This window comes from Pseudomonas inefficax, assembly GCF_900277125.1.
Lineage (GTDB): Bacteria > Pseudomonadota > Gammaproteobacteria > Pseudomonadales > Pseudomonadaceae > Aquipseudomonas > Aquipseudomonas inefficax.
Genome location: NZ_OPYN01000057.1, coordinates 1 through 18354, shown reverse-complemented (window position 1 = coordinate 18354; position 18354 = coordinate 1). Strand labels below are relative to the sequence as shown.

The 18354-nt window shown below is 64.9% G+C and carries 13 protein-coding genes and 2 pseudogenes; 5 read left to right on the top strand and 10 right to left on the bottom strand.

The window, feature by feature from the left end; all coding sequences use genetic code 11:
- Positions 1–21 precede the first annotated feature (21 nt).
- The 3 genes from JV551A3_RS05830 to ptsP are packed head-to-tail and all read right to left on the bottom strand — an operon-like array spanning position 22 to position 5555.
- Positions 22–1761: a PTS fructose-like transporter subunit IIB gene (locus JV551A3_RS05830; RefSeq protein WP_133970302.1), complete on the bottom strand. Its 1740-nt coding sequence runs from the start codon at positions 1759–1761 to the stop codon at positions 22–24.
- Entirely contained in the window at positions 1758–2705 is a 948-nt protein-coding gene (gene pfkB, locus JV551A3_RS05825) for a 1-phosphofructokinase (RefSeq protein WP_133970301.1), read from the bottom strand. The genes JV551A3_RS05830 and pfkB overlap by 4 nt, the downstream gene beginning before the upstream one ends.
- Positions 2706–5555, bottom strand: coding sequence for a phosphoenolpyruvate--protein phosphotransferase (gene ptsP / locus JV551A3_RS05820; RefSeq protein WP_133970300.1), 2850 nt, complete (start codon positions 5553–5555; stop codon positions 2706–2708).
- A gap of 284 nt (positions 5556–5839) precedes the next feature.
- Here ptsP and cra point away from each other — a divergent pair, with 284 nt between their 5' ends.
- Both cra and JV551A3_RS05810 read left to right on the top strand, forming a co-directional pair.
- On the top strand, positions 5840–6835 hold the full coding sequence (cra, locus tag JV551A3_RS05815; protein ID WP_133970299.1) for a catabolite repressor/activator: 996 nt from the start codon (positions 5840–5842) through the stop codon (positions 6833–6835).
- 2 nt (positions 6836–6837) lie between these two features.
- Complete coding sequence (locus tag JV551A3_RS05810; protein ID WP_133970298.1) at positions 6838–7614, top strand: TatD family hydrolase; 777 nt, start codon at positions 6838–6840, stop codon at positions 7612–7614.
- Between the two features lie 156 nt (positions 7615–7770).
- Here JV551A3_RS05810 and ampE read toward each other — a convergent pair whose 3' ends face one another.
- From ampE to JV551A3_RS05795, 3 genes are all read right to left on the bottom strand, one after another.
- Positions 7771–8601, bottom strand: a complete 831-nt coding sequence (ampE, locus tag JV551A3_RS05805) for a regulatory signaling modulator protein AmpE (protein ID WP_133970297.1) — start codon at positions 8599–8601, stop codon at positions 7771–7773.
- A complete protein-coding gene (gene ampD / locus JV551A3_RS05800; RefSeq protein ID WP_133970296.1) occupies positions 8598–9170 on the bottom strand; it encodes a 1,6-anhydro-N-acetylmuramyl-L-alanine amidase AmpD in 573 nt (190 codons plus the stop codon). Before ampD ends, ampE begins: the two co-directional genes overlap by 4 nt.
- 206 nt (positions 9171–9376) lie before the next feature.
- A complete protein-coding gene (locus JV551A3_RS05795) occupies positions 9377–11524 on the bottom strand; it encodes a DUF1631 domain-containing protein (protein ID WP_133970295.1) in 2148 nt (715 codons plus the stop codon).
- Positions 11525–11766: 242 nt separating this feature from the next.
- Between JV551A3_RS05795 and nadC the strand changes: the two genes are divergently transcribed.
- Positions 11767–12615, top strand: a complete 849-nt coding sequence (gene nadC, locus JV551A3_RS05790; protein ID WP_133970294.1) for a carboxylating nicotinate-nucleotide diphosphorylase — start codon at positions 11767–11769, stop codon at positions 12613–12615.
- Between the two features lie 164 nt (positions 12616–12779).
- On the opposite strand, the gene trxB is transcribed toward nadC, so the two are convergent.
- Positions 12780–13742: a thioredoxin-disulfide reductase gene (gene trxB / locus JV551A3_RS05785; protein ID WP_025337720.1), complete on the bottom strand. Its 963-nt coding sequence runs from the start codon at positions 13740–13742 to the stop codon at positions 12780–12782.
- Positions 13743–14070: 328 nt separating this feature from the next.
- Between trxB and cysZ the strand changes: the two genes are divergently transcribed.
- Positions 14071–14799 carry a sulfate transporter CysZ gene (gene cysZ / locus JV551A3_RS05780; RefSeq protein ID WP_133970293.1) on the top strand — a complete coding sequence of 243 codons (729 nt, stop codon included), beginning with the start codon at positions 14071–14073 and terminating at the stop codon, positions 14797–14799.
- A gap of 171 nt (positions 14800–14970) precedes the next feature.
- Here the strand turns inward: cysZ and JV551A3_RS31340 are convergent.
- Both JV551A3_RS31340 and JV551A3_RS31335 read right to left on the bottom strand, forming a co-directional pair.
- Positions 14971–15330 (bottom strand): annotated as a pseudogene (locus tag JV551A3_RS31340) (methyl-accepting chemotaxis protein); the annotation flags it as partial.
- Positions 15331–15564: 234 nt separating this feature from the next.
- Positions 15565–16158, bottom strand: a pseudogene (locus tag JV551A3_RS31335) (PAS domain-containing protein); the annotation flags it as partial.
- Between the two features lie 302 nt (positions 16159–16460).
- Here JV551A3_RS31335 and JV551A3_RS05770 point away from each other — a divergent pair.
- Positions 16461–17651 (top strand): glycosyltransferase family 4 protein, encoded by a 1191-nt coding sequence (locus JV551A3_RS05770; RefSeq protein WP_133970291.1) that lies wholly within the window; start codon positions 16461–16463, stop codon positions 17649–17651.
- Positions 17652–17901: 250 nt separating this feature from the next.
- On the opposite strand, the gene JV551A3_RS05765 is transcribed toward JV551A3_RS05770, so the two are convergent.
- Positions 17902–18354, bottom strand: a 453-nt coding sequence (locus JV551A3_RS05765) for an NAD(P)/FAD-dependent oxidoreductase (RefSeq protein WP_133978429.1), incomplete at its 5' end; no start/stop codon positions are given.

The window sequence follows — 18354 nt, the reverse complement described above, 5'->3', positions numbered from 1 at the left end:
CAGTAAGGCCAACTGAAATCTCTAGCCCTTCACCGGCGCCACCGCCAACTCCACCCCCTCGCTCTTCTTGATCACCGCATACACCACCGCCGTCACCAAGCTGCCCGCCACGATCGCCAACAGGTACAGCAGCGCATGGTTGATCGCATTGGGGATCAGCAGCACGAACAGGCCGCCATGCGGCGCCATCAGCTTGCAACCGAAGTACATCGACAATGCCCCGGTCAATGCCCCGCCGGCCACGCTAGCCGGGATTACTCGCAGCGGGTCCTTGGCAGCAAACGGGATTGCCCCTTCGGAAATGAAGCACAAGCCCAGCGCCAGGGCCGCCTTGCCCGCTTCACGCTCGCTCTGGGCGAACTTGCGCCGGGCCAGGAAGCTGGCAATACCCAGGCCAATCGGCGGCACCATGCCGGCTGCCATGGTCGCCGCCATCGGCGCATAGCTCGACGAGGCCAACAGCCCCACCGAGAAGGCATAGGCAGCCTTGTTGATGGGCCCGCCCAGGTCGACGCACATCATGCCGCCCAGCAACAGGCCCAGCAGGATTGCATTGGTGGTGCCCATGCTGTCGAGAAACTGCGTGAGGCCTTCCAGCATTGCCGCCACCGGCTGGCCGACCACGTAGATCATCACCAGGCCGGTGAACAGGCTGGCCAGCAGCGGAATGATCAGGATCGGCTTGAGTGCCTCGAGGCTGCTGGGCAGGCGCGCCCAGTGGGCAATGGCCTTGGCGCTGTAGCCGGCGAGGAAGCCAGCGACGATACCGCCGATGAAACCGGCGCCCAGGGTGCTGGCCAGCAGACCGCCGATCATGCCGGGCGCCAGCCCCGGGCGGTCGGCGATGGACCAGGCAATATAGCCCGCCAGCAGTGGCACCATCAGCTTGAACGCAGCCTCGCCGCCGATCTGCATCAATGCGGCCGGCAAGGTGCCCGGTTCTTTATAAGCCTCGATACCGAACACGAACGACAGGGCAATCAGCAGGCCGCCAGCCACCACCATCGGCAGCATGAACGACACACCGGTGAGCAGGTGCTTGTACACCCCGGTCTTCTCGCCCTTCGCTGGCGTGCTCGCCGCTGCGGCATCGCCACTGTTTTCAACCTTGGCCTCAGCCAGAGCCTTGTCGAGGGTGGCACGGGCCTGCTTGAGGGCGATACCGGTGCCACAACGGTAGATGCGCTTGCCGGCGAACCGCGCGGTGGGCACTTCGATGTCGGCAGCCAGCAGCACTACATCGGCTGCGGCGATGGCTTCGGCAGACAAAGGGTTGCGCGCACCGACCGAGCCCTGGGTTTCGACGGTGAGCTGGTAGCCCAGTTGCTGCGCGGCCTGCTGTAAAGCTTCCGCAGCCATGAATGTATGCGCGACGCCAGTCGGGCAAGCCGTGACGGCGACGATGCGTGCGCCAGCGCTGCCAGCTTCGGCCGGAAGGCCTGGCACCGTGGCCAGCAGCCGGGCGTTGGAAGCCGCTTCATCGAGGAAACCTTCGCGGTCGGCCAAAGCCTGGGACGGCGTGCTCTGGTACACGCGCTTGCCGACGAAACGGGCCAGGTCCACCGGGCCGGTGCTGACCACCAGCACCCAGTCGGCTTCGGCGATCTGCGCGGCGCTCAGTTGCCGCTCGGGGTGGCCGGTATCCTGCACTTCGACGCTGGTACTCCAGCCCCGCCGCTGGGCAGCGGCAGACAGCAAACGCGCGCTCAGCACACTCGACACCTGGCCGTTGGGGCAGGCAGTGACAATGGCAATGTTCATCGGCAACCCTCTTGTTGTTCTGTCAGTTGCACGGCAGCTTCCAGACGCGCCAGTTGCTCGCGGTCGCGGATGCCGAAACCAACCTGGGTAACAGCCTGTGCAGCGATCGCGGTGGCCCGGGTCAAGGTCTGCGCCGGGGCTTCACCCAACAGCAGGCCGTGGACCATGCCCGCCACCAGCGAATCACCTGCGCCCACCGTGCTGGCAACCTGCACCTTGGGTGGGCAAGCATGTACGGCATGGTCATGGGTAAACCAGCTCACGCCCTGTTCGCCCGCCGACACCACCACGTGTTCTACGCCACTGGCCAGCAGGCGCTCGGCAGCTGCGCGCTGCTGCGCCGGGTTATCCACAGCCAGGCCGAGCACCTCGCCCAGCTCTTCGGTATTGGGCTTGACCAACCAGGGCGAGCTCTGCAGGCCGACACGCAGGGCTTCGCCGCTGCTGTCCAAGGCCACCTTGAGCCCTTGCGCCTTGAGCTGTTCGAGCAACTGGCGGAACCAGTCGGCACTGATCCCGCGCGGCAGGCTACCAGCCACCACCACCGCATCGTGGCCCGGGGCAATCTGCACCAGGCGGCGCAGCAATTCACTGCGCGCCGCTTCGTCGACTTCCGGGCCTTGGCCGTTGATGTCGGTGACACGGCCATCGGCCTCGACCAGCTTGATGTTGCTGCGGGTTTCGCCCGGCACGCGAACAAAGCAGTCGACGAAACCACGCCAGCCGATCAGCGCCTCGAAGGGCTGCAGGTTGTCATGCCCGAGAAAGCCGCCAACAGTGACGCTGTGCCCCAGGTCGGCAAGTACCTGGGCAACGTTCAACCCTTTGCCCGCGGCGTGGCTGTGCTGTTCCTGGCTGCGGTTGACCTGCCCGGGGCGCAGGGTATCCAGGCCGATGGTGATATCCAGCGCCGGATTTAGCGTGAGGGTGAGGATCTTGGCCATTCAGTAACGCTCCACCAGCGCGCGAACCGCTGCGGCGCTGTCCTGTTGCAGGGCCTCGTGCGCCAGGGCGCGGGCCGTCTGGTAATCGGCCTGGCGAACCAGGGCCTTGACTTCGGCAATGCTGCGCGCGGCGACACTGAGTTCGTCCACGTCCAGGCCCAGTAGCACGGCCACTGCCTGCGGGTCGGCCGCCAGCTCGCCGCACACGCCCACCCACTTGCCATGGGCATGGGCGGCGCGCACGGTCATGTCGATCAGGCTGAGCACCGCCGGGTGCAGGCCGTCGGCCTGGGCCGAGAGGCTGGGGTGGCCACGGTCGATGGCCAGGGTGTACTGGGTAAGGTCATTGGTGCCGATGCTGAAGAAGTCCACTTCGCGCGCCAGTTGCGGTGCCAGCAGCGCTGCCGAAGGCACTTCGACCATGATACCCAGCTGCAGGTCGGCTACCGGGATCTCCGCGCGCAGGCGCTCGACCATGGCGCGCGCCTCGCGCCATTCATGCACCTGCCCGACCATCGGGAACATGATCCGCAGCGGGCGCTGGTCGGCAGCGCGCAGCAAGGCGCGCAGCTGGTCTTCCATAAGCTGCGGGCGCTGCAGGGTCAGGCGTACGCCGCGCACGCCGAGGAACGGGTTTTCTTCGGCAGCGATCGGCCAGTACGGCAGCGGTTTGTCACCGCCGACATCAAGGGTGCGCACCACCAGCGGGCGCCCGTCGAGGCCATCGAGCACGCGGCGATACTCGGCTTCCTGGGTCGCCACGTCCGGGGCCTGGGTGTGGGCCATGAAAATCAGCTCGGTGCGCAGCAGGCCCACGCCTTCGGCGCCCTGCTCCACTACCTTGGCGATGCCGTTGCTCTCGCCGATATTGGCGAACACCTCGACAGCATGACCATCGCGGGTAACCGCCGGCTCGAAGCGGTTGGCCCAGGCAGCCTGCAAGCGTTGCTCGCGCAGGTCGCGCTCGGCCAGGGCCCGTTGCAGTTCATCCGCCGGCGGCGCCACGCTGACCACGCCACGCTGGCCATCGAGCAGCAACGGCGTGCCGTTGTCCAACAGCAGTATCGACGCGCCCGCGCCCACTACCGCCGGGATGCCCAGGGCACGGGCGACGATGGCACTGTGGGCGGTGGCGCCACCCTGGGCGGTGACGATACCGGCGACGCGGCCAGGGTCCAGCCGGGCGACATCGGACGGGCCGACTTCGGTCATCACCAGCACGTAGGGTTGCTCGGGTTCAGCCTGGGCCGGCACACCACACAACTGCGCCAGCACGCGGCGGCCGATGTCCCGCAGGTCGGCAGCACGTTCGGCGAGCAAGGCATCGTGCAACGCCTCCTGCTGGCGCGCCGCCGCCTCGACCACTGCCATCCACGCTGCCGCGGCGCTTTCGCCCTGGCCCAGGCGCTGCTCGACATCGTCGGTCAGGGCCGGGTCGGCGAGCATTTCCTGATGGGTGATGAAAATTTCGCCAATGGCCTTGTCGCTACGCTGGATCAAGGCCTGCAGCTCGCCATTCACGGTCGCCACGGCTTCACGCAGCTTCTGCCGCTCCTGGGCGCAGGACTCGCCGCGCAGGGGGTAGTCGAACTCACGCTCGACACACACATGCGCCGGGCCACTGGCGATACCCGGCGCAGCACCCACGCCCTGGATGCGGCTACCGGCTCCGGGCGCTTGCAGCACCTCGGCCACTTCGTCGGCTACGGCCGCGGTCTGCGGCAGTGGCTCCACCTCTTCGCCCAAGCCTTCCTCGATGGCGGTCAGCAGCACCGGCAAGGCATCGGCGGCAATGCCTGGCTCAGCCACCAGTTCCAGCGCCTGGCCACGCCGTGCGCCGAGACTGAGCAGCTTGCTCAGGCTCTTTGCCGACACCGCCGGCTGCGCGCTGTCGACCAGGCGTACACGGATTTCCCCCTCGAAACCTTTGGCCAGTTGCGCCAATACCTTTGCCGGGCGGGCATGCAAACCGTGCGGGTTGGCCAGCACCACGCGCGCACTGGGCCAGTCCGCCGGCGCTTCACCGCCGAGCACTTCCAGTACCGCGCGGCTGCTGGTGGCCTGGTAGAGCATCTGCCCGCGGCCTTCGATCAGCACTTCGCACAGGCGCTCGAGCAAGGCCTGGTGGGCAGCACCGAGGCTGGCCAGGCAGAACAGGCCGTTGAGCGGCTGGTCGCGATAACGCAGCGGCTGCTGCGGGGTGATGAAGGCCAGGCCCGGCTGGCGCACCTGGCGCTCGCTGTGCAGCCACCACAGGCCCTCGCCCAGCGGCAGCGGCTCGGCCTGCTGCAGCACGGCGGCAAAACCGCTGTCGACGCAGTCGGCGCGCTGCAACAGGCGGGCGCCGCGCCAGGCCAGTTCGTCAAAGTCTTCGGCCGCCAGGTTCAGGCCGACCAGCTGTGCATCCAGCGCAAGTTCCTGCGGCGCGCCCTGCAACAGTTTCAGCAACGCCTCGGCGGAACCGGCACGGCGCAGTGCCTCCGCCAGGTCGGTCTCGCCCAGGGCGCGGGTCAGCAGTTGCAGCAGGCGCAGGTGTTCGTCGGAACGGGCGGCGATGCCGATGGCAAGGTAGACCATCTGGCCATCGCCCCAGTCCACCCCCTCGGGAAACTGCAACAGGCGTACGCCGGTGGCGTACACCAGGTCGCGGGTCTGCGGCGTGCCATGGGGGATGGCGATGCCCTGCCCAAGGAAGGTGGAGCCTTGTGCCTCTCGGGCCTGCAGCCCTTGCAGGTACCCCTCGGCGACCAGGCCGTCAGCGACCAGCCGATCGGCCAGCAGGCGCAATGCCTCGGCCTTGTCGGCGGCCTTCTGGCCCATGGCTATCTGCTCCTTGGCGAGCTCGAGCATGACCTTCTCCTTTTGCAGTTCCCGGTCGGGTACTGGAGTATTGTTGTGGAATACACATGAACGGCCAGTTCAACAGCCTTGCACGGATGGCAGCCGAGGCAGAAAATTCGGCAGCTGAAACGATTAATCTGACCAGACGGCCACGTTACTCGATAATCTGCCGAGGAAAAAGCCCCATCCTGTCGGACAATTGCGACAATGGTCGTCTGCGCGTGGCGCCCTCGCCGGGTCAAACTACCCGGTCAGGGCTCACAGCCAGCCCCGGTAATAACAAGGAAAATTCGGTGAAACTCAGCGATATCGCCCGTCTGGCCGGTGTGTCCGTGACCACTGCCAGCTACGTCATCAATGGCAAGGCCGAACAGCAGCGCATCAGCAACAGTACTGTCGAGCGGGTACGCGCGGTGGTCGAGGCCCACGGCTTCACCCCCAACCCGCAGGCCGCTGGCCTGCGCAGCCGGCATACCCGCACCCTGGGCTTCATTCTCCCGGATCTGGAGAACCCCAGCTACGCCCGCATCGCCAAGCAGCTCGAGCAAGGTGCCCGCGCCCGCGGCTACCAGTTGCTGATCGCCAGCAGCGACGACCAGCCCGACAGCGAGCGCCAGTTGCAGCAGCTGTTCCGCGCCCGCCGTTGCGACGCACTGTTCGTCGCCAGCTGCCTGCCGCCGGAAGACGACAGCTACCGCGAACTGCAGGACAAAGGCCTGCCGGTGATCGCCATCGACCGCCGCCTGGACCCTGCGCACTTCTGCTCGGTGATCAGCGACGACCGCGATGCCAGCCGCCAACTGGCCGCCAGCCTGTTGAGCGCCGCCCCGCGCAGTATCGCACTGATCGGCGCACGCCCCGAGCTGTCAGTCAGCCAGGCACGTGCCGGCGGCTTCGACGAAGCCCTGCAAGGCTATGCCGGCGAGGTTCGCCGCTATCAGGGCGAAGCGTTCAGCCGTGAGTGCGGCCAGCGCCTGATGCAGCAACTGATCGACGATCTCGGTGGCCTGCCGGATGCCTTGGTGACCACCTCCTACGTGCTGCTGCAAGGGGTGTTCGACACCCTGCAGGCGCGCCCTGCCGACTCGCGCCATCTGCAGCTGGGTACCTTTGGCGACAACCAGTTGCTCGACTTCCTGCCGCTGCCGGTCAATGCCATGGCCCAGCAGCATGGCCTGATTGCCGCCACCGCGCTGGAACTGGCACTGGCCGCGATCGAGGACAAACGCTACGAACCTGGCGTGCATGCCGTCGGTCGAACCTTCAAGCAACGCATTACAGCGGCCTGAACATGCGCCTGATCGACACCCACACCCACCTGGACTTCCCCGACTTCGACGCCGACCGCCCGCGACTGCTGGCCAACGCGACGTCGCGCGGGGTTGAGCGGATGGTGGTGCTGGGGGTGTATCAGGCGAATTTCCAGCGGGTGTGGGACCTGGCCTGTGCCGACCAGCGCCTGTTCGCCGCGCTCGGCCTGCACCCGATCTACCTTGACCAGCATCGCCCGGAGCACCTGGCGCAGCTGCGCGAATGGCTGGAGCGCCTGCACGGCGACCCGCGGCTATGTGCCGTGGGCGAGTTTGGCCTGGACTATTACCTCGAAGACCTGGACAAGGCACGCCAGCAGGCGCTGTTCGAAGCGCAACTGCAGATGGCCTGCGACTTCGAACTGCCCGCCCTGCTGCACGTGCGCCGCAGCCATGCCCAGGTGATCGCCACGCTCAAGCGCTACAAGCCGGCGCGGGCGGGGGTGATTCACGCATTTGCCGGCAGTTATGAAGAGGCCCGCGAGTACATCAAGCTGGGCTTCCGGCTTGGGCTCGGCGGCGCGGGTACCTGGCCGCAGGCCTTACGACTGCGCAAGACACTGGCGCGGTTGCCGCTGGACAGCGTGGTGCTGGAGACCGATGCGCCGGACATGGCGCCAGCGATGTACCCAGGGGTGCGGAACAGCCCTGAGCACCTGCCGGAAATTGCCGTGGCGCTGGCGCAGGTGATGGGGGTGGATGTCGCGGAGCTGGCTGAAGCCAGCACCCGCAATGCTTGTGAGTTGTTTGGCTGGTAAGTTCAAGGTGACCGCGATTGTTGTGGGAGCGGCCTTGTGTCGCGAAAGGGCTGCACAGCAGCCCCGGGCTTTCAGCCCCACCGCATGAATTGCTGGGGCCGCTTTGCGGCCCTTTCGCGACACAAGGCCGCTCCCACAATGAAAATGCGTCAGTCTTCAGACCAGCACCGTCCACAGCGCAAACCCGGCATACCACAGCACCGCACAGCGCAGCAGCAACTCCCACAGGCTGTCCAGCCGGCCCAGTCCGCGCTGGCTGTCTTCTTCCTCGGGAATATCATCGGCAATGCGCCCGACCCGCGCCACCAGGTGTGCGGCGCTGATGTGCCAGTTGAGCACCTCGTGCAGCATTACCCGGGTAACCGCGAGGAAGTTGCCTACCAGGGCAAAACTCAAGGCCAGCACCCGTACAGGCAGCCAGTCCATGATGTGCCTCAGCTGCTCGGCACGGGCATTCAACGTCGGTTGCTTGCTGTGTTCGCCACACAGTGCCAGCAGGCGATAGGCCAGGGCGGCCCCCGGGCCCAGCACGAAGTACCAGAAGATCACCGCGAAAAAGCCCTGGTACACCTGCCACAGCAGGTTGCCCTGTACCCGCACCAACAGGCTGTGCGGCTCGTCGGCAACCAGCCCCAGGTCGCGCTCTGCCACGTGCAGCGCGGCTTGGTCATCACCACGCCGCCAGGCATCGCGGAATGGCCCCAACGATGCCTTGGCATCGCCGCGGCCCAGGCTGTAGATCAGCACCAGCAGGTGCACCGGCAACGCCAGCAAGCCATACGCCACCGGGTCCAGCACATGCAGCAGCAACACCAGCAGCACTACCGGTGCCAATACCAGGATGGCCAGCGTCCACCACGGGTGCACCTTGCCGCTGCGCTCCAGGCGTACCAGTTCGCCAAGGAAGAACCCGTCGCGCTGCACTTGATGGCGCAAGGCCGAGAACTTCTCGACCCACAGCGCCAGCAACAACACCAGAAAACTCATGCCTTGTCCTCGTTCTGCTGCAGCGCCTGTCGGTAGCGCGGCCAGTCGAAGGCCGGGCCGGGGTCGGTCTTGCGCTGTGGCGCTATGTCGCTATGGCCCTGTATGCGGCCCAGGTCGATGGCCGGCCAGGCACCTTGGATGTGCCGGGTAAGTTGCTCCAGCACCGCGTACTGGGCATCGGTATAAGGCAGGTCGTCGGTGCCTTCCAGTTCGATACCGATGGAGAAATCGTTACAGCCTTCACGCCCGTCGAAGCACGACACACCGGCGTGCCAGGCGCGGTCGAGCAACGACACGAACTGGGTCACCGCACCGTCACGCTCGACGAACAGGTGCGCTGACACGGTCAGGTGGTTGATGCTGGCAAAATATGGGTGTTCATTGGGGTCCAGGCGGTTCTGGAAGAACTGCTGGACCTTGCCGGTGCCGAAGCAGGCAGGCGGCAGGCTGATGTTGTGGATCACCAGCAGGGAAATCGATTCGCCTTCGGGGCGGGCATTGAAGTTCGGCGAGGGGCAGTGGGTGATTCCGATTCCGTGGAACCAGCCAGTGGCACGGTCCAATTGCATGGGGCAGATCCTGAAAACGCCGTGAACAGAGCATCAGTATGCCCTGTGGCCAATGCCGTTTGCATGTGAATGATTGTAATGCTGTGGGAGCGGGCGTGCCCGCGAACACCGGCGCAGCCGGTGCCATCCACCGCGGCGCTTGTTTCGCGGGCACGCCCGCTCCCACAGAGATCGTGCCAGCTTCAGATTGCGCAAGACAGTTGTGCCTACCGCCGCAGCCCGTCGAGCACCGCCTCAAGCGCTCGCTCGAACAGCAGCCCATCATCCAGCACCCGCACATCGCCCCGGTGCAGTGCCAAGGCCAGGCTGGCACCGTTCCATTCGCGCACTTTCATGCCGGTGCGGTTGGCGAACACCAGCCGGTCGCTGCTGTCGATGCGCGCCACCAGTTTGCAGCGCAGCGGCTCGTCCTCATCCAGCACCTCGACCCAGGTACCGATACGCAGGCGCTGCACCTGGCGCACGGCCGTAGCCTGCCCGTCGGCAAACTGCAACGGGGCACAAGCGGGTTCTTCGGCAATCGCCAGGACGATGTCCTCGGCCACCAGCACCTCGCTCAGGGGCTGGCCCTCACCACCGGACTGCATCGCTTCACCTGCGCAGGCACGCAGGTGCAACTGCTCCAGTTGCAGGAAGAATTCGCGGGTCGCTGCCGAGTCCAGGGCCACGCTGGCAAGGCCATGGCGCAGTGCCTTGAGCAGGCCCGGCACCTGCTGCAGCAAGGCATGCGGCTCATGCGGCGGAGTGATGCTGGCCAGCAGCGTGTCCATCGTCTGCAAGGCGTCCCGCCAGGCCTGGGATGCCTCACCCTGCTTGAGCCAGGCCAGCAGCAGTACCTGGCTCCAGGCCTGCACCAGCATCTGTACCACCACCTGCGGCAATAACCGGCCGCGCAGGCGCTGGTTGAGTACGTGCTGCACCTGCTGCCGGGCCTGCAGGGTTCGGGCACGCCCTTCCTCCGCGTCGCGGGTGCGTTGTTCAAGTAGCTCGTTGCGCCGCCGCTCGTCCTGGTTGAAAGCGAGGAAGTCTTCGAGCAGTTCAGCGAACAGGCTGGCATCTTCGGCAAAATCATTGAGCAGGCGCTGGACGATACGCTCCACCCGCAGGTGCAGGCTGTCGCGCATGCCGTCGCCGCCACATTCCCAACCAATTGCCGCACCAGCAATCTCGTTGAGCAGCCGGCGGGCCGGGTGGCTGGCACGACTGAACAGCCCCTTGTCCAGCAGGGCCACTTTCAGCAGCGGAATATGCAGACGCCCGATCAGCGCACGCAGGCTGTCCGGCAGGTTGTCGTCGCCCTGGATGAAGGCGAACAGCAGACCAACCAGGTTGATCATGTCCTCATCAGCCACGTCGATGCGCCGTCGTGTGCCGCTGCGCACGCTGACCCGCAACAGCAATTGTTCAAGCTGCTGACCAAGCTCGAAATCGTCGACCTCATGGGTAGCGGGCACGTAATGCTGCAAATGCGAAAGCAGGCGCAACAGGTCGGCGGTGCTGATTGGCTGGGCAGCGGCCACCGCCTGCAAACGAGGCGCGAACTGCCCACGCATCGGGGCCAGCAGTGTTTGCAACGAGGCAAAGAAAGCCTGCCCTGCCGCGTCCGCGCCCACCTCGTGCCCCAGGTTCGCCGGCCCACATCGTGCACTCATTCGCCGGTCTTCGGCACGTCGGCGCGGTGCCGAGGGCAACTCGGGCAGCACGCCAGCGGCGGCCAGCAACTGGTTGGCTTCACCATAGATCACGTCGGCATCGCGCAACACATAGCGCTCGAACAGTTTGAGCAGGACCAGCTTGACCCGCAGGCCAACCCCAAGGTTGCGGCCAGCGTCGAGGAAGTAACCGCACAGCGCCGCGGGCCCCAACGGGTTGTGCTGCTCCTGCAGGGGGCGGTCGAGCAGTACCTGCAAGCGCAGGCCCAATTGCTGCAGGGCAATGCCGTCTCGTGACAGCACCCGCGCGACCATGCCTTCGATCGCGGCGGCCCTTTCCACTTGGGCCTTGCTGCGCAGGTTGCCCGGCTCGACCAAGTGCGCCAGCAGGTCGACCTGGCCGATACGGGCAAAGGCATCATGGAACGTGTCGAGAAAACCGCGCTCGATACTCTTGCGCTTCAGGCGCAGGTCGCGCATGGCCTCGAAATACAGGTTCTGGTCAGCGCGGTCGAAGGCCTTGTCGGCCATCTCGAAGAGGGTGTCGTCGGCGTTGTCGAACAAGCCCTGCAAGCCCTGACGCAACTGCAAGGCGGCCTTGTCGCGCACCTGCAGGAGCAACACCGGAAGGCAAGGCAGAGGCGCACGCCCGCCTCGATCGATGGCTGCCGCCAAGGCCACCACCTTGCCTTCTTTTTGCATCCCGTACTCCTTGCAGGGTGTCTCGCCCGAAAGGGCTGAAGATCGTCAAAGTCATGACGCCAAATACTGGTCACCATTATCGGTAAAAACCCGCACAGCTGCCAGCGCCGTTTCACTGGCTGGCTAATGACCTTGATTTACCCCGCTTGCTCACACCGGCCGACCAAAGGTCATCGCCAAGGCGACTGTACACACCGGCCCCCTGCCCTATAATCGCCGGCATCTAGCTTGTGGAGCCGACCATGCCGAACCTACGCCTTGCCGACCTGACCGCTGAAATCGAAGCCAACGTGCGCCGCGCGCTGTTGGAGGACATCGGCAGTGGCGATATCACTGCGCAGCTGATCCCGGCCGAGCGCCTGGCCAAGGCGACCATCATCACCCGCGAAGACTGCGTGATCGCCGGCACCGCCTGGGTCGATGCCGTGTTCCGCCAACTCGACCCGCGCGTGGCCGTGCACTGGCAGGTGGCGGATGGCGAGCGCGCCACGGCCAACCAGCCGCTGTTCCATCTGGAGGGCCCCGCGCGTTCGCTGCTCAGTGGTGAGCGCAGTGCACTGAACTTCCTGCAGATGCTGTCGGGGGTCGCCACCCGTGCGCGCTTCCTGGCCGACCTGGTGGAAGGCACCCAGGTGCGCCTGCTGGACACCCGCAAGACCCTGCCGGGCCTGCGCCTGGCGCAGAAGTATGCAGTGACCTGTGGCGGTTGCGACAACCACCGCATCGGCCTGTACGACGCTTTCCTGATCAAGGAAAACCACATTGCCGCCAGCGGCGGCGTGGCGGCGGCCGTGGCGGCGGCGCACCGCATTGCGCCGGGCAAGCCAGTGGAAATCGAAGTGGAAAGCTTGGATGAGCTGCGCCAGGCACTGGCCGCAGGTGCCGACATCATCATGCTCGACGAGCTGAACCTGGAAGAAATGCGCGAAGCAGTGCGCATCACTGCGGGCACGGCCAAGCTGGAAGCCAGCGGCGGGGTCAACGAGGCGACCTTGCGGGTAATTGCCGAGACTGGGGTGGACTACATCTCGATTGGTGCCATGACCAAGGATGTGAAGGCGGTGGACCTGTCGATGCGGTTGAGCCTGTAAGCTGATTGCGAGCACAAAAAAACCGGCCATTTGAGCCGGTTTTTTTGGGGGGCGCTTTGCGCCCCATTCGCAGCACAAGGCTGCTCCTACAAAGGGTTACGTACGCCCTGTAGGAGCAGCCTTGTGCTGCGAATGGGCTGCAAAGCAGCCCCGGCGTTCTCGGATCAGAACGAAGCGTTGGCCAACCCGTCCAGGTAACGCTCGACATCCAGCGCCGCCATGCAGCCGGCACCGGCCGAGGTAATGGCCTGGCGGTAAACGTGGTCAGCCACGTCACCGGCGGCGAACACGCCCTCGACGTTGGTGGCGGTGGCATTGCCTTCACGGCCGCCGTTGACCACCAGGTAGCCGTCCTTGAGGGTCAGCTGGCCTTCGAACAGCGAGGTGTTCGGGGTGTGGCCAATGGCGATGAACACGCCGTCAACCTTGATTTCGTCGCTGCTGCCATCGTTGTTCTTCAGACGCGCACCGGTCACGCCCATGTTGTCACCCAGCACTTCGTCCAGGGTGGCGTTGAGCTTGAGCTCGATCTTGCCTTCGGCCACACGGGCGTGCAGCTTGTCGACCAGGATCTTCTCGGCGCGGAAGGTATCGCGACGGTGTACCAGGGTCACCTTGCTGGCGATGTTGGCCAGGTACAGCGCCTCTTCAACGGCAGTATTACCGCCGCCCACCACGGCAACCGGCTTGTTGCGGTAGAAGAAGCCGTCGCAGGTGGCGCAGGCCGAAACACCCTTGCCCATGAAGGTTTCTTCCGACGGCAGGCCCAGGTAGCGGGCGCTGGCGCCAGTAGCGATGATCAGCGCGTCGCAGGTGTACTTGCCGCTGTCACCCTGCAGGGTGAAGGGCTTGTTGGCCAGGTCGACGGCGTTGATGTGGTCGAAGACGATTTCGGTTTCGAAACGCTCGGCGTGTTCCTGCATGCGCTGCATCAGCGCCGGGCCGGTCAGGCCGTGGGGGTCGCCCGGCCAGTTGTCGACTTCGGTGGTGGTGGTCAGCTGGCCGCCAGCCTGCATGCCGGTGATCAGCAGCGGCTTGAGGTTGGCACGGGCGGCATATACCGCGGCGCTGTAACCGGCAGGGCCGGAACCGAGAATGATGACGCGCGAATGACGTACTTCAGACATGTCGAACTCCTGTCGAGCGGGCCGCAGGGCCGGCATCGTGTACCGGCTGCGCCAGCTTGGAAATTAAAAAGGACCCACGCAGCACTTGGGGAAGGCTACAACGCGCAGGCCCGGAAAGCAGAAAGTTGAGCGCACTGTAGCGAGGTCGCAAAGATTAAGGAAATATCCTTCGACAATCCACCTCATAGCCATCGTCTATTCAGCGATTTCATCGATAGCCAAGCCTTGTTGCTTTTGTTACAGCCCGTTTCCCACTCGCTGCCCGCCTTTCGTCGGCGCGACAAACTCGGTAAGGTCAGCGCGTTTCCCTTCTCTGCGGAGTTTCTCGATGCAAGCCCCTGTACTCTCTGGCCCCCAGTACCTGCGCGAAGGCCTGAAACTGGTGCTGAGCCCGAACCTGCGGTTGTTCGTGCTGCTGCCACTGGCGGTCAACCTGCTGCTGTTCGGCGGCCTGATCTACTTCGCCGGGCATCAGTTCAGCCTGTGGGTGGACGCCCTCATGCCGAGCTTGCCGAGCTGGCTGAGCTTCCTCACCTACATCCTGTGGCCGCTGTTCGTCGCCCTGGTGGTGCTGATGGTGTTCTTCACCTTCACCCTGGTGGCCAACATCATAGCCGCGCCGTTCAATGGCTTTCTGGCGGAAAAGGTCGAGGTGGTGGTGCGTGGCCAGGACAACTTCCCGGCGTTCAGCTGGGGCGAACTGATGGCCATGGTGCCACGTACCTTCGGCCGTGAAATGCGCAAGCTGGGCTACTTCCTGCCGCGGGCCATCGGCCTGTTCATCCTGTCGCTGATCCCGGTGGTCAACGTGGTGGCGGCGCCGCTATGGCTGATCTTCGGTGTATGGATGATGGCTATCCAGTACATCGACTACCCGGCGGACAACAACAAGATGAGCTGGCAGGACATGCTCGCCTGGCTGCGCCAGAAGCGCTGGCAGTCGCTGGGCTTTGGCGGGATTACCTACCTGGCGTTGATGATACCGCTGGTGAACGTGCTGATGATGCCGGCGGCGGTGGCCGGGGCCACGTTGTTCTGGGTGCGGGAGCGCAACTGATCACTCTCGGACCTTGCGCGGCCTTCTGTGGGAGCGGCCTTGTGTCGCGAAAGGGCCGCAGAGCGGCCCCAGGATATCAGCACTAATGCACAAATTGCTGGGGCCGCTTTGCGGCCCTTTCGCGACACAAGGCCGCTCCTACAAAAAAGCAGACTGTGTCTGGTCTTGGTCCTACTGCCCCAACCGGCTGGAAAACTGCCCCACCACATCCACCACCCGCTTCGCCCCGTCCTGGATCTCGACAATCACGCTCCCTGTCTCGTCCGCCAGTGCCAGCCCCTGCTCGGCCTGACGCTTGCTGGTGTCGATGATCGCCACAGCTGCCTGGGCCAGTTGTTCGTTCTGCTGCACCACCCGGGCGATTTCTTCGGTGGCGGTGCTGGTACGCGAGGCCAATTGGCGCACTTCATCGGCAACCACGGCAAACCCACGCCCCTGCTCGCCGGCGCGGGCCGCTTCGATGGCCGCGTTCAGCGCCAGCAGGTTGGTCTGCCCGGCAATGTCGCTGATGGTCTTGATGATCGAACCGATCACCCGCGACTGGGTATCCAGCGCCTGGATGCCCTCTGCCGCCTCTTGCATCGAAGCTTCCAGCCCGCGCATCACGCTGACACTCTGGGTAACCACATCAGTGGCCTTGCGAGCGCTGGCATCGGTACCCAGCGAGGTGTTGTAGGCGACATCTGCCGCTTCGGCCACCGCAAGTTCCTGGTTGACCTGGTCGGTGATGACGGTGGCGAACTTGACCACCTTGTACAGCACGTCATGGGCATCGAAGATGGGGTTGTACGAAGCCTCCAGCCAGACCACCCGGCCATGGGCATCGATACGCTTGAAGCGTTCGGCAACGAACTCGCCACGGCGCAGCTTGTCCCAGAATGCCTGGTAGCCGGCCGAGTTGGCCTCCTCCGGCTCGCAGAACATACGGTGATGCTTGCCACGGATCTGCTCCAGGCGGTAACCGAGGGTAGCCAGGAAGCGTTCGTTGGCGGTGAGCACGGTGCCATCCAGGGCGAATTCGATCACGGCGGTGGAGCGCATCAGCGCCTTGATCAGGCTTTCGTGCTCGCGGGAGGTCTCGATGGTGCGGGTAAGGTCGCTGGAATGCAGCGTGAAATACTTGATGCGCCCCTCGCTGTTCTTGACTGGCTGCAGGATGGACCGTAACCAGGCCTCCTGACCATTGCCGCGCAGCAGGCGGAATGCACCGTTCAGGTGTTCACCGCGGCTGATTGCGCCTTTCATGCGCTGGTAGAAATCCAGCGTCTTCACATGGGCGGGGACGATGTCCTCGATGTTGCGCCCAAGCAACTGTTCGGCACGGTAGAGCATCTCGCTCTCGAAGTTGCCGTTGACCATCTCGATCCGCCCCTGGGGGTCGAGTTGCAGCACCAGCATCTCGCTGTCGAGGCTACTCTTGACCTGTTCGATGGACATCAGGTCTTCGCGCAACTGCCGGATTTCTTGCTTGAGCTTGTTGTTGAACATCACCGCTCTCCTGGAGCGCATCGTCTGATGCATCTTCATCGGCTGCCGGTGCCCCCTCTTGAGCACCCGTACAAGGAAAAATTCACAAGGCCAAAAGCGTCGGCGATCAGGCGTCATTTGTATGTCACATTTCAGTCACATCGACGCAATCCAGCAGGCGGACACTTTTTGTCATGAATACACCCGCCCTACGCATTACCCTGGTCAGCGAAACCTTCCCGCCCGAGATCAACGGCGTGGCCAACACCCTTGGCCGGCTCAGCGAAGGGTTGCGCCAACGCGGCCATGAGATTGAAGTGGTGCGCCCGCGCCAGGCCGGTGAAGCACCGCTGCACAACGACCCGAACCTGATGCTGTGCCGTGGCTGGCCATTGCCTGGCTACCCGGGCTTGCAGTGGGGCGAGGTGTCGATGCACAAGCTGTTGCGTCGCTGGCGTCGGCAGCGCCCGGATGTGCTGTACATTGCCACCGAGGGGCCGCTTGGGCTCAGCGCACTGCGCGCGGCCCGCCGCCTGGGGGTAGCGGTGGTCAGCGGCTTCCACACCAACTTCCCGCAGTACTCCGGCCAGTACGGGCTGGGCCTGCTGACGCGCCTGCTCACCCACTACCTGCGCTGGTTCCATCGGCGCACGGCAATCACCCTGGTTCCCAGCCTCAGCCAGCGCCTGGAGCTTGAACGCCGTGGCTTCGAACGCCTGGAGCTATTGGCCCGAGGGGTCGATGCCTGCCTGTTCAACCCAGCCCGGCGCAGCCCGGCATTACGGAAAAGCTGGGGGCTTGGGCCGGATGACATCGCCGTCTTGCATGTCGGGCGGCTTGCGGCGGAAAAGAACCTGGGTTTGCTGCGTCCAAGCCTGCAGGCCCTGCAGAAGACTTTTCCTCGCAAACGCCTGCGCTTGATCGTCGTGGGGGACGGCCCACAGCGTGCCTCCCTCCAACAACAGCTACCGGATGCCGTGTTCTGTGGCGCCCAGCGTGGCGAGGTACTGGCCGAACACTACGCCAGCGGTGACCTGTTCCTGTTTCCGAGCCTGACCGAAACCTTTGGCAATGTGGTGCTCGAAGCCATGGCCTCGGGGTTGGCGGTGGTCGCATATGACGAGGCAGCCGCTGCGCAGCACCTTCGCCATGGTCATAGCGGCGCACTGGCCATGCCGGGGGATCAGGCAGCGTTCATCGATGCAGCCTGCTGGTTGCTGGAGGAAGAAGAAACGTTACGGCGGGTGCGCCTGAATGCGCGAAAGCACGCCAGCCACCAGGGCTGGCCGGCGATTGTCGAGCAGTTCGAGGGGTATCTGTACAGTGCCTGTCGGCAAACCGGAGGGGCGGCTGAGGGTCCGACGCAGTATGTGCAGCGCCTGTGAGATCGAGCGCCGCCCGCGCGGCGCTTCGCAGCACAAGGCTGCTCCTACATCTGTTTCTGGCCAGTTATTCCTGAGGCAAAGGCGCGCGCGCCCTTGGCGTCCACCTCGATATCGTGTTGGACAAACAAGGCGGTCGCGCGCGTTGGTGCAGGCGTTATTGGCCCGAAACAGATGTAGGAGCAGCCTTGTGCTGCGAAGCGCCGCGCGGGCGGCGCTCGGTCTCACCGGCGCCGCAAAGCTCCCGGCGAACTCACCCCAGCACCTCCCGCAATCGATACCACAACATCCCCAGTGCCAGCAGTGGCGAGCGCAGTGCCTTGCCGCCGGGGAAGGTCAGGTGTGGCACGGCGCTGAACACGTCCAGCCCCTTGCTGTGGCCGAGCGCGATGCTTTCGGCCAGCAGTTTCGCCGTCCAGTGCGTCACGTTCAGCCCATGCCCGGAATAGCCCTGGGCATAGTACACATTGGGGTGCTGGCTGAGGCGCCCGACCTGGGGAAAGCGGTTGACGGTAATGGCGATCATGCCACCCCACTGGTAGTCGATACGCACGTTGCCCAGTTGCGGGAACACCTTCAATACCTGGGGCCGCATGTAGCCCGCAATGTCCTTGGAGTCGCGGCCGGAATAGTGGCAGGCGCCGCCGAACAGCAGGCGTCGGTCTGCCGTGAGGCGGTAGTAGTCCAGGCCGACTTTCTGGTCGCA